This window comes from Vibrio tasmaniensis (assembly GCF_024347635.1).
Lineage (GTDB): Bacteria > Pseudomonadota > Gammaproteobacteria > Enterobacterales > Vibrionaceae > Vibrio > Vibrio tasmaniensis.
In genome coordinates this window covers 1-12,197 of sequence record NZ_AP025510.1, presented here as the reverse complement: position 1 = coordinate 12,197, position 12,197 = coordinate 1, and the positions used below count along the sequence as shown (strand labels likewise).

Sequence of the window (12,197 nt, the reverse complement as noted above, 5' to 3'; positions counted from 1 at the left end):
AGGATTATTATAATTTAACCAAAGACAAACCTCGCGCCCCATCCCGGTTCACGATGCTTGTCTAAGGTCTTGCTAAGCGCCACCAAGGTGGTGGTTGCCTCGAACGCCATGATGATTTTGCATCAATTATGTTGACGGACGAACTCATTCAATAGGATATGAATAAGTAAGCTACTCCCCAAAGACCGCGAGATTTTAATCACCCACGCTTTCAAACACAAGTGTCAAAGTTATCAAAATATCCACTTGTGCCGAAAAACAAACATTAAAGGCAAAAAAATCCACTAAACGACATTTTAGACCACTAATTAAACAAGATTACCCCTACTCGCTTTACCAATATCTCGGTATACTCAGAGGTTATTTTTCTCATTCATTTAAAAGAATCGCGCGAACCTGACTATGCAAAAATACGATATCAAAACCTTCCAGGGAATGATCCTCGCGCTGCAGGATTACTGGGCACAAAACGGTTGTACCATTGTTCAACCACTAGATATGGAAGTAGGTGCTGGCACCTCTCACCCAATGACATGTCTACGTGCACTTGGCCCAGAGCCAATGTCTACGGCATACGTTCAACCTTCTCGTCGTCCGACCGATGGTCGTTACGGTGAAAACCCGAACCGCCTGCAGCACTACTATCAATTCCAAGTAGCTCTAAAACCTTCTCCAGATAACATCCAGGAGTTGTACTTAGGCTCGCTTGAAGTTCTTGGTGTCGACCCACTTGTTCACGATATTCGCTTCGTAGAAGACAACTGGGAAAACCCAACGCTAGGCGCATGGGGTCTTGGTTGGGAAGTATGGCTAAACGGTATGGAAGTGACTCAATTTACTTACTTCCAACAAGTTGGCGGCCTTGAGTGTAAGCCTGTAACGGGTGAGATCACTTACGGTATCGAACGTCTAGCAATGTACATCCAAGAAGTAGACTCTGTTTACGACCTTGTATGGAACGTAGCACCAGACGGTTCTAACGTGACTTACGGTGACATCTTCCACCAAAACGAAGTTGAGCAATCAACATACAACTTCGAGCACGCAGACGTAGATTTCCTATTCACTTTCTTCGACCAGTGCGAAAAAGAGTGTAAAGAGCTACTTGAGCTTGAAAAGCCACTGCCGCTTCCAGCTTACGAGCGCATTCTAAAAGCAGGTCACGCATTCAACATCCTTGATGCGCGTAAAGCTATCTCTGTAACAGAGCGTCAACGTTACATCCTTCGTATCCGCAACCTGACTAAAGCTGTTGCAGAAGCGTACTACGCGTCACGTGAAGCGCTTGGCTTCCCAATGTGCCGTTCTGTAGAAAAAAAGGAAGGTAAATAATCATGGCGAAGAATTTTCTAATTGAACTGGGTACGGAAGAGCTTCCACCAACAGCACTTCGTTCTCTAGCTGAAGCCTTTGCTTCTAACTTTGAAGCAGGTCTTAAAACGGCTGAGCTTTCTCACGAAGGCATCAAGTGGTACGCAGCACCTCGTCGTCTAGCACTTAAAGTGACTGCACTGGCTGAAGGCCAAGCAGACAAAGTGGTTGAGAAGCGCGGTCCTGCAATTTCTGTCGCATTCGATGCTGAAGGCAACGCGACTAAAGCTGCACAAGGTTGGGCCCGTGGTAACGGTATTACCGTTGAGCAAGCTGACCGCCTGAAAACAGACAAAGGCGAGTGGCTTCTTTTCAAACAAGAAGTGGCTGGCAAACCTGTTCAAGAATTGGTGATCGACATTGCTGCGAAAGCTCTCGCTGGCCTACCAATTCCTAAAGCAATGCGCTGGGGTAACTCAGACATTCAATTTATCCGTCCAGTGAAAACACTGACAGTACTACTAGGTGATGAGCTTGTTGAAGGCAAAATCCTAGGCGTAGCTTCTGCTCGTACTATCCGTGGCCACCGTTTCATGGGCGAACAAGAGTTCACAATCGACTCTGCTGACCAATACCCTGCGATCTTAGAAGAGCGCGGTAAAGTAATGGCAGATTACGATGCGCGTAAAGCGATCATTCTTGCTGATGCTAAAAAAGCAGCAGATGCGGTTGGCGGTATTGCTGACCTAGAAGATGATCTTGTTGAAGAAGTTACCTCTTTGGTTGAATGGCCAGTGGTGCTTACTGCTAAGTTTGAGCAAGAGTTCCTAAAAGTGCCTTCTGAAGCTTTGGTTTACACCATGAAAGGCGATCAGAAGTACTTCCCTGTATACGATTCAGAGAAAAACCTACTACCGAACTTTATCTTCGTTTCGAACATCGAGTCTAAAGAGCCTCGTCACGTTATCGAAGGTAACGAGAAAGTTGTACGTCCACGTCTAGCTGATGCTGAGTTCTTCTTCAACACAGACCGTAAGCGTCCGCTTATCGACCGTCTTGCTGAACTAGATCAAGCTATCTTCCAGAAGCAACTGGGCACTATCAAAGACAAAACAGACCGCATCACAGAACTTGCAGGCTACATTGCTGAGCAAATCGATGCTGATGTTGAAAAGTCTAAGCGCGCTGGCCTACTGGCTAAGTGTGACCTAATGACATCAATGGTATTCGAATTTACGGATACTCAAGGTGTGATGGGTATGCACTACGCGACTCACGATGGTGAAGACGAGCAAGTAGCACTGGCACTTTACGAGCAGTATATGCCTCGTTTCGCGGGTGACACACTACCAAGCACCGGTATTTCATCTGCAGTAGCAATGGCAGACAAGCTAGACACTATCGTAGGTATCTTCGGTATTGGCCAAGCTCCAAAAGGTTCTGACCCATTCGCTCTACGTCGTGCATCACTGGGTGTGCTACGTATCATCGTTGAAAACGGCTACAACCTAGACCTAACCGATCTAATCGGTAAAGCGAAAGAGCTACTAGGCGACAAGCTAACTAACGACAACGTTGAAGCTGACGTTATCGACTTCATGTTAGGTCGTTTCCGCGCATGGTACCAAGATGCTGGTTTCAGCGTTGATATCATCCAAGCAGTACTAGCACGTCGTCCAACTAAGCCAGCTGACTTTGACCAACGTGTTAAAGCCGTTTCTCACTTCCGTGAACTGGAAGCAGCAGAAGCACTAGCAGCAGCGAACAAGCGCGTAGGTAACATCCTTGCGAAATTCGATGGCGAGCTACCAGCTGAAATCGATCTTGCTCTTCTTCAAGAAGACGCAGAGAAAGCTCTGGCTGAAAACGTTGAAGTAATGACAGAAGCATTAGAACCAGCATTCGCGACAGGCAACTACCAAGAAGCCCTAAGCAAACTTGCTGATCTACGTGAACCTGTTGATGCATTCTTCGACAACGTAATGGTTATGGCTGATGACGAAGCGCTTAAGAAGAACCGTCTAACGCTACTGAACAACCTACGTAACCTGTTCCTACAGATTGCTGACATCTCTCTACTGCAAAAATAAGCACAAGTGAGACAGTTACTCTAAGTCATACTCTGAGTAATTAACCGTAAACACCCAAAGGGAAGCGAAAGCTTCCCTTTTTGTTTTTGTGAACCAAGCATTGTTGAGTTTTTTTTCGTGTGAGGGCAATTCGTGCTTTGCGCCGCAAAAACATTGCGGTATGTTCAAAGATTACCCACTGTAACCCGCCACGCTCGGGTTCATAAGATTGATCATAATCTACGAATAATAATCACAATGAATTAGGTATACGAAGCAATGCAATTCTCAAAGTTTGGTGAAAAGTTTAATCGATACTCTGGAATCACTCGTTTAATGGATGATTTGAATGATGGCCTGCGCACTCCTGGTGCAATCATGCTCGGTGGTGGTAACCCAGCCGCTATCCCAGCCATGCTCGATAACTTTAACCAAGCCAGTGCCGACATGCTCGCCAGTGGAGAACTCATCGCCGCCCTCGCCAACTACGATGGTCCGCAAGGCAAAGACAGCTTCATCAAGTCGTTAGCTACAATGCTAAAAGATACTTACGGCTGGGACATCAGTGAGAAGAACATTAGCCTAACTAATGGCAGCCAAAGTGGCTTCTTCTACCTATTCAACCTACTAGCAGGCCAACAGCCTGATGGCTCACATAAGAAAATCTTGCTACCGATCGCGCCTGAATATATCGGCTACGGCGATGCGGGCATTGATGACGATATTTTTATCTCTTACCACCCAGAGATCGAGCTGCTTGAAAACAGACAGTTCAAATACCATGTTGATTTTGAAAAGCTTAAAGTTGATGACTCGGTTGCCGCTATCTGTGCTTCTCGCCCAACCAACCCAACCGGTAACGTACTGACCGACGAAGAAGTACGTAAACTGGATAAACTGGCGCGCGAAAACAACATCCCGCTACTGATCGATAATGCCTATGGCCTGCCGTTTCCAAACATCATCTTTGAAGATGTCGAACCGTTCTGGAATGAAAATACCATTCTGTGCATGAGCCTTTCTAAGCTTGGTTTACCGGGTGTGCGTTGCGGTATCGTGATTGCGAGCGAAGAAGTAACACAAGCTCTGACTAACATGAATGGCATTATCAGCTTAGCGCCGAGCAGTGTTGGGCCGGCAATTGCCAATCATATGATTGAAAAAGGCGATTTATTGCGTTTGAGCAGTGAGGTGATCAAACCTTTCTATAAAGACAAATCTCTACGTGCGGTTGAGCTTTTACAAGAAGCGATCGATGACCCTCGCTTCCGTATCCACAAGCCTGAAGGCGCGATTTTCTTATGGCTATGGTTTGATGGGCTACCGATTACCACCATGGAGCTTTACGATCGCTTGAAAGCTCGCGGCGTATTGATTGTTCCGGGTGAATACTTCTTTATCGGCCAAGAAGACGAGTGGGATCATGCTCACCAGTGCTTACGCATGAACTACGTACAAGATGATGAGGCGATGCAGAAAGGTATCGCGATCATTGCTGAAGAGGTGAAAAAGGCTTACAGCGAAAGTAAATAGAGATTCCCTACTCGGTCGTTCCTCCCTCTATGGAATGACGTTAATAGGACAAATAAAAAAGAGCACCGACCTTCTTCAAGGTACTGGTGCTCTTTCACTTCTACTTCCCGATAGTTTTTGTCACTTGAATACCCGAAATAATTGGGGGTTCAGCTAGGCGACTAGAGAATTCAACCCTATGAGCATAGGGAACCTATGTGATTAGGGGGAATTTACGACGTCAACAACGCTGTAGCTTCAAGTATGACGGGTATTAGCCTTCGATTAGACATTACCATTGATAGTAATCTTACGTGGTTGCATCGCTTCTGGAATTTCGCGTTCTAGGTCGATATGAAGAAGACCATTTTCCATACTTGCGCCTACCACTTTTACGTAGTCAGCCAGTTGGAATTTACGTTCGAAATCGCGCTCTGCAATACCTTGATATACGAAGGTTTTCTCGGCTTCTGCTTTACGCTCGCCTTTAACAATTAGCATGTTCTCTTTTTGAGTAAGATCTAATTGGTCATCTGCAAAACCAGCGACTGCCATAGTTATACGGTAGTTATTCTCGTCTTTTTGCTCGATGTTATACGGAGGGTAACCACCAGAAGTATTTTTCGACGTGTTCGCTTCCATCATGTTGAATAGACGATCGAAGCCGATTGCGTTGCGGTAAAGTGGAGTGAAATCTACAGTTCTCATAATGCTATCCTTTTAGTAAGCAATAGTCTTAGCTGTAATTTTTACTGAGATCGAACCTGTGAATGATTCAGTAAACAGCTAAGAGATTCAGTTCGCATTCCTCGGGTTTCACCTCGTTTGATGACAACTCTGGGACATGACAATGAATCAATTTTTAAATTGTGTGCTGCCAAAGTTATCCTCTATTGAGCGATACTCTAGCAACGGTTATGAAGGGTCTGTTTCTTCTCTTGTAGAGCAAGACAGTCATCCTCTTCACAACTAGATATGTGGATTGAGCAAATCAGTTTCAAGCGTTTATTTTCAATTACTTTTCCAATCCAATATTTTTCAATACCTTACAGAAACAAAAAAGCACCGCCAATAGGCAGTGCTTTCATAATTTTTAATCGTTTAGATTTGGACTACACATCCAAATTGGCAACTTTCAATGCATTCTCTTCGATGAAGTTACGACGCGGTTCTACTTGGTCGCCCATCAACGTTGTAAACAACAGGTCAGCACCAACAGCATCTTCAATCGTTACTTGCATCATACGACGAGTTTCAGGATCCATTGTCGTTTCCCAAAGTTGATCAGGGTTCATCTCACCTAGACCTTTGTATCGTTGTAGGCTCAGGCCACGACGAGACTCTTTCACTAACCAGTTCAGAGCTTCAACGAAGCTAGAAACTTCTTGAGTACGCTCGCCACGCTTAATGTAAGCACCTTCTTCAATCAGGCCATCAAGTGCTTCAGAAAGATCCGCTAGCTTGCCAAACTCTTTCGAGTTGATAAGGTCAATGCTCAGTACGTGCTCATGAGTTACACCATGAGTACGAACCACAATCTTAGGAACGCTTAAACCTAGCTCTTCGTGTTTTTCAACTTCAAGAGAGTATTGGCTCGCACCCGCTTCTTTACCATTTAGCTGCTCTACAAGCTGCTTACCCCAAGCTTCAACCACCGCGTCATCATGACACTGCTCAGCTGTTAGGCGAGGAACGTAAATCAGTTCGTGAACCAATGCGCGTGGGTAGCGGCGGCTCATACGATCAACGAGCTTGATGCCTGCATTGTATTGCTGAACAAGCTTCTCTAAGCCTTCACCAGCAAACGCAGGTGCTTCAGGATTTACGTGCAGTTCTGCATTGTCTAAAGCCAAAGATACTTGATACTGGTTCATCGCATCTTCATCTTTGATGTACTGCTCTTGCTTACCCTTCTTCACTTTGTAAAGTGGCGGTTGAGCAATGTAGATGTAACCACGTTCAATCAACTCTGGCATTTGACGGTAGAAGAACGTCAGTAGCAGAGTACGGATGTGAGAACCATCGACATCGGCATCGGTCATGATGATGATGTTGTGGTAACGCAGTTTATCTGGGTTGTATTCATCACGGCCAATACCACAACCAAGGGCTGTGATTAGCGTTGCGACTTCTTGAGAAGACAGCATTTTATCGAAACGCGCTTTCTCTACGTTAAGGATTTTACCTTTAAGCGGTAGGATTGCTTGGTTCTTACGGTTACGCCCCTGCTTAGCTGATCCGCCAGCAGAGTCTCCTTCCACAATATATAGTTCAGACTGTGCAGGATCTTTTTCCTGACAGTCAGCTAGTTTACCTGGAAGACCCGCTAAATCTAATGCGCCTTTACGACGTGTCATCTCACGAGCTTTACGCGCTGCATCACGAGCACGTGCTGCATCGATAATTTTAGAACAAACGATTTTCGCTTCACCTGGGTTCTCAATTAGGAACTCAGACAGTTTCTCACCCATTGTAGACTCAACGGCAGATTTCACTTCTGAAGAAACCAGCTTGTCTTTCGTTTGGCTTGAGAACTTAGGATCTGGCACTTTCACCGAAACAATCGCTGTCAAACCTTCACGAGCATCATCACCTGATGTTGAAGTCTTCGCTTTCTTCGAGAAGCCTTCTTTATCCATGAAGCTGTTCAATGTACGTGTTAGTGCACCACGGAAACCCGCTAAGTGAGCACCACCATCACGCTGAGGGATGTTGTTGGTGAAACAATAAATATTTTCTTGGTAACCGTCATTCCATTGCATCGCAACTTCAACGGTAATACCGTCTTCACGCTCATGATCGAAATGGAATATTTTCTGGATAATCGGTGTTTTGTTGGTATTAAGGTGTTCAACAAACGCTTGGATACCGCCTTCGTATTCGAAGTGATCCATTTTATCTTCTTCGCGCTTATCAATTAGCTTAATTGATACACCTGAGTTCAAGAATGATAGCTCACGTAGACGCTTAGCTAAAATGTCGTAATGGAACTCGATGTTAGTGAAGGTTTCTTCACTCGGCCAGAAACGAATCTCTGTACCTGTTTTATCCGTGTCACCGATAACCGCTAGTGGCGCTTGAGGCTCACCGTGGCTGTAGGTTTGAGTGTGGATTTTGCCACCGCGGTGGATAGTAAGAGTAACTTGCTTAGAAAGTGCGTTAACTACTGAAACACCAACACCGTGCAGACCACCAGATACCTTGTACGAGTTATCATCGAACTTACCACCAGCGTGAAGAACCGTCATGATTACTTCTGCTGCTGATACTTTTTCTTCTGGGTGCAATTCTGTTGGAATACCACGGCCGTCATCGCTTACTGACACAGAGCTATCTTCATGGATAGTTACAATGATGTCATTACAGTGACCAGCTAGCGCTTCATCAATAGAGTTATCTACCACCTCAAAAACCATGTGGTGCAGACCGGTACCATCATCCGTGTCGCCAATGTACATTCCAGGACGCTTACGTACCGCATCCAGACCCTTCAGTACTTTAATACTCGATGAATCGTAATTATCTGACATAGTTACTCTCTGACTAATTATCCTTGCTCTATTTTGCCATGTTCCACATGAAACATCCTGCTATTTTCGTCATGCATATCTGCAATCTGATCAGCGGTAATAGAGCTTACAAAAACTTGAGCCTGGGTCGCCTTTAAACACTCAGCAAGACGTGCTCGGCGTTGGCTATCTAATTCGGAAGCGAAGTCATCTATCAAATAGATGCACTGCTTACCTGTCATTTGAGTGAGGTGTTGCCCTTGTGCTACTCGCAACGCGCACACCATCAACTTCAACTGACCTCGTGACAAGACATCTTCCACTGGAGTGCCGTTCACTTTTATCTTTAGATCCGCTTTGTTTGGCCCACTAAAGGTGTAACCAAGCTGCTGATCCCTTTCAAAATTCTTTTCTAAAATCTCGGCGTATGGGGTGTCTTTATCCCAGCCACGATAATAGTTAATCTTTATCTCAAACTCAGGTAAGAAGGTCGCGCAGATTTCTTCAGCGACTTCTTTTAGCTGTTCAACGTAAGTGGCACGCCACTGGCTGATACTTTCAGCTAAACGGGCCAATTCTTGGTCCCAATAGCTCAGTTCTCGATAGTTTGTTGCCGTTTTCAATAAGGCGTTTCGTTGCTTATTGAGGCGCTTTACCCTGCCCCATGCATCATAAAAGCCGGACTCACTGTGGAAGACTCCCCAATCAATAAATGCGCGGCGATGCTTAGGTCCATCGGTTAGTAAATCAAACCCTTCCGGGTGAATCAACTGCAAAGGTAAAACCTGTGCTAACTGAGCCAATTTTTGCCCAGTTTGACCGCTTATTTTAACCTCTGTTGTGCCATCGCGCTGCTTATTAATGCCAATTGGCAGCTCAAATTGATCCGAGGTCATAAAACGGCCATGGACAAACAGCTCACTGCACTCGTTTTGTATGATACGGCCGGTGAGTGAACTCTTAAATGAGCGACCATGTCCGAGCAGATATACCGCTTCAAGGACACTGGTTTTTCCGCTCCCGTTAGCCCCTATAAGAAAGTTAAAGCCTGATGACGGTTGAATGTCACAGGCTTCTATATTTCTAAACTGCTTAACGATTAAGCGCGATAAAGGCATAACGTCTTCATATTAATCTTCAATCACGACTCGATAGGTAAACGTTGTTGATCAGTAAACATCACAAACAACGCTTATAAGCGAATAGGCATAACAACGTACATCGCGCTGTCGTCTTGTGCGTTCTCGATAAGAGCACTCGCATTTGCGTCTGACATTGAGATGCGAACTTGCTCACAACGTAGTGTGTTCAGAACATCCAATACGTAGCTTACGTTGAAGCCAATCTCTAGCGCGTCACCGTCGAAGTTAACATCTAACACTTCTTCCGCTTCTTCTTGTTCTGGGTTGTTCGCGGTAATGCGCATCTCGCTATCTACAAGATTAACGCGAACACCACGGAATTTTTCGTTCGACAGAATCGCAGCACGAGAAAATGCTGAACGTAATTCATCACAACCAGCTTCAAGTGTCTTGGTAGTATTTTGCGGCATTACGCGGCGATAATCAGGGAAACGACCATCAACGAGCTTAGAAGTGAAGACATAGTTGTTCACTTCAGCACGCACATTAGAGTTACCAATCTGCAGCGTTACCGGTTGCTCTGGTGCATCCAGTAGCTTCACTAACTCTTGCACACCTTTGCGAGGAACAATGATCTGCTTCTGAGCAAAATCGGCACCCAATTGTGCTTGAGATACCGCCATACGGTGACCATCAGTTGCGACACTTCGTAGGATTGAACCTTCAATCTCAAACAACATACCGTTTAGGTAATAACGAACATCTTGGTTCGCCATTGAGAATTGGGTTTTCTCGATAAGACCGCGTAGCTCAGCTTGTGTCACTGACACTTCAACTTCACTGCTCCAGTCTTCAATGTTTGGAAAATCTGCCGCAGGTAATGTTGCTAATGAGAAGCGGCTACGACCAGAACGAACCTGAATACGGTCGCCATCCAATACCACAGTGATCACTGAGCTGTCTGGCAAGCCACGACAGATATCTAGGAATTTACGTGAAGGTACAGTAATGCTGCCCGCTTCGAAATCACCTTCAAGCGTTACACGGCTGATCAGTTCAACTTCTAGATCCGTTGCTGTCATCGACAACACGTTATCTTCTACTTTAATCAGTAGATTTCCTAGAATTGGAAGCGTTGGCCTGCCACCGAGTGCGCCAGATACTTGTTGTAATGGCTTAATCAGGTGACTACGTTCAATGGTAAATTTCATATCTTGCTCTTACGGTCTAAATGGCACTGCGTAATAGTACGTGGCCAAGATTCTGCTTATTAAGGTTAAGAATACTGTGTATTAAGAAGAAAGGGTACGAATCAAGTTCGAATAATCTTCTTTAATGTCGTGGCTCTCTTCACGCAACTGAGCAATCTTACGACAAGCATGCAGTACGGTCGTGTGATCACGGCCACCGAATGCATCGCCAATCTCAGGCAAGCTGTGGTTGGTTAACTCTTTAGCCAGTGCCATCGCCAGTTGGCGTGGACGAGCAACAGAACGAGAACGACGTTTAGATAATAGATCAGCAACTTTGATTTTGTAGTATTCAGCGACTGTCTTTTGAATGTTATCAATGGTGACTAGTTTTTCTTGCAGGGCAAGTAAGTCACGCAGTGCTTCACGCACGAAATCGATCGTGATCGGACGGCCAGTGAAGTTTGCATTCGCAATAACGCGGTTCAATGCGCCTTCTAGCTCACGAACGTTAGAGCGTAAACGCTTAGCAATAAAGAATGCCACTTCATCCGCAAGGTGAATTTGGTGGTCTTCGGCTTTCTTCATTAAGATCGCAACACGAGTCTCAAGCTCTGGTGGCTCAATCGCTACCGTCAAACCCCAGCCGAAGCGAGATTTAAGACGATCCTCTACCCCGTTGATCTCTTTTGGATAACGGTCAGAGGTTAGGATGATCTGTTGGTTGCCTTCAAGCAGCGCATTAAAGGTATGGAAGAACTCTTCTTGAGAGCGCTCTTTATTCGCGAAAAATTGGATATCATCGATAAGCAAAGCATCAACACTACGGTAGTAGCGCTTAAATTCTTCAATCGCGTTATTTTGTAGCGCCTTCACCATATCCTGAACAAAGCGCTCAGAATGCATGTAAACCACTTTCGCATTCGGTTTGTTGTCAACAATGGCATTACCCACCGCATGCAACAAGTGTGTCTTACCTAAACCGGTGCCACCGTATAAAAACAACGGGTTATAGGCTGTTCCTGGATTATCAGAAACCTGACGTGCCGCCGCCAAACCCAATTGGTTTGATTTACCCTCAACAAAGTTATTGAACTTATGTTTTGGGTTTACGTTTGAACGGTGGTTAAGATCAACCGCTACAGGCTCTTCATCACGCCAGATATTGTGAACAGGCTTACGAGCTTGTAACTGCGCAGGTGCTGACGATTCAGCGGCCACATCAGCGGCTGTACGGGTGCGAGCTGGGGCGATAGTCTCAGATTTTGGAGCAGTAACTCGTTTGTTCCCAATTTCAAAATGAAGATGCGGGATATCATTACCACAATATTCTTGTAGCAAACGGTTAATGCTATTTAGGTACTTATCGCGCACCCAATCGAGTACAAATCGGTTTGGTGCAAATAGAGTTAGAGTATTACCATTGAGCTCCGCTTGTAACGGACGTACCCACATACTGAATTCTGTAGCTGGTAACTCTTCTTGAAGCTGTTGCAAGCATTGCAACCAAAGCGAAGATGACAC

8 protein-coding genes and 1 riboswitch are annotated in these 12,197 nt (G+C 45.3%); of the genes, 3 read left to right on the top strand and 5 right to left on the bottom strand.

The annotated features are described in order from the left end of the window. Positions 1-16 precede the first annotated feature (16 nt). A riboswitch (yybP-ykoY riboswitch) is annotated at positions 17-192 on the bottom strand. A gap of 210 nt (positions 193-402) precedes the next feature. The 3 genes from glyQ to OCV44_RS00030 all read left to right on the top strand — a co-directional run bounded on the left by glyQ (position 403) and on the right by OCV44_RS00030 (position 4,913). Beyond that, positions 403-1,332 (top strand): glycine--tRNA ligase subunit alpha, encoded by a 930-nt coding sequence (gene glyQ / locus OCV44_RS00040; RefSeq protein WP_017073808.1) that lies wholly within the window; start codon positions 403-405, stop codon positions 1,330-1,332. A gap of 2 nt (positions 1,333-1,334) precedes the next feature. Further along, entirely contained in the window at positions 1,335-3,401 is a 2,067-nt protein-coding gene (glyS, locus tag OCV44_RS00035; RefSeq protein WP_054548329.1) for a glycine--tRNA ligase subunit beta, read from the top strand. Positions 3,402-3,659: 258 nt separating this feature from the next. After that, the gene (locus OCV44_RS00030) at positions 3,660-4,913 is read left to right on the top strand and encodes a valine--pyruvate transaminase (RefSeq protein WP_139685487.1); all 1,254 of its coding nucleotides are present in this window, start codon (positions 3,660-3,662) and stop codon (positions 4,911-4,913) included. Between the two features lie 264 nt (positions 4,914-5,177). Here the strand turns inward: OCV44_RS00030 and OCV44_RS00025 are convergent, their stop codons facing one another. The 5 genes from OCV44_RS00025 to dnaA all read right to left on the bottom strand — a co-directional run bounded on the left by OCV44_RS00025 (position 5,178) and on the right by dnaA (position 12,197). Beyond that, entirely contained in the window at positions 5,178-5,600 is a 423-nt protein-coding gene (locus OCV44_RS00025) for an Hsp20 family protein (RefSeq protein ID WP_139685486.1), read from the bottom strand. Positions 5,601-6,004: 404 nt separating this feature from the next. Further along, positions 6,005-8,422, bottom strand: coding sequence for a DNA topoisomerase (ATP-hydrolyzing) subunit B (gene gyrB / locus OCV44_RS00020; protein WP_139685485.1), 2,418 nt, complete (start codon positions 8,420-8,422; stop codon positions 6,005-6,007). A 17-nt stretch (positions 8,423-8,439) separates the two neighbouring features. Then, positions 8,440-9,519, bottom strand: a complete 1,080-nt coding sequence (gene recF, locus OCV44_RS00015; protein WP_017080844.1) for a DNA replication/repair protein RecF — start codon at positions 9,517-9,519, stop codon at positions 8,440-8,442. Between the two features lie 74 nt (positions 9,520-9,593). Beyond that, positions 9,594-10,694 (bottom strand): DNA polymerase III subunit beta, encoded by a 1,101-nt coding sequence (gene dnaN / locus OCV44_RS00010; RefSeq protein ID WP_010433159.1) that lies wholly within the window; start codon positions 10,692-10,694, stop codon positions 9,594-9,596. An 81-nt stretch (positions 10,695-10,775) separates the two neighbouring features. Beyond that, positions 10,776-12,197, bottom strand: a complete 1,422-nt coding sequence (gene dnaA / locus OCV44_RS00005; RefSeq protein WP_009848136.1) for a chromosomal replication initiator protein DnaA — start codon at positions 12,195-12,197, stop codon at positions 10,776-10,778.

Coding starts and splice junctions, on each gene's coding strand:
- OCV44_RS00025 (WP_139685486.1), bottom strand. CDS start 5,600: ATGAGAACTGTAGATTTCACTCCACTTTACCGCAACGCAATCGGCTTC.
- glyS (WP_054548329.1), top strand. CDS start 1,335: ATGGCGAAGAATTTTCTAATTGAACTGGGTACGGAAGAGCTTCCACCA.
- recF (WP_017080844.1), bottom strand. CDS start 9,519: ATGCCTTTATCGCGCTTAATCGTTAAGCAGTTTAGAAATATAGAAGCC.
- OCV44_RS00030 (WP_139685487.1), top strand. CDS start 3,660: ATGCAATTCTCAAAGTTTGGTGAAAAGTTTAATCGATACTCTGGAATC.
- glyQ (WP_017073808.1), top strand. CDS start 403: ATGCAAAAATACGATATCAAAACCTTCCAGGGAATGATCCTCGCGCTG.
- dnaN (WP_010433159.1), bottom strand. CDS start 10,694: ATGAAATTTACCATTGAACGTAGTCACCTGATTAAGCCATTACAACAA.
- gyrB (WP_139685485.1), bottom strand. CDS start 8,422: ATGTCAGATAATTACGATTCATCGAGTATTAAAGTACTGAAGGGTCTG.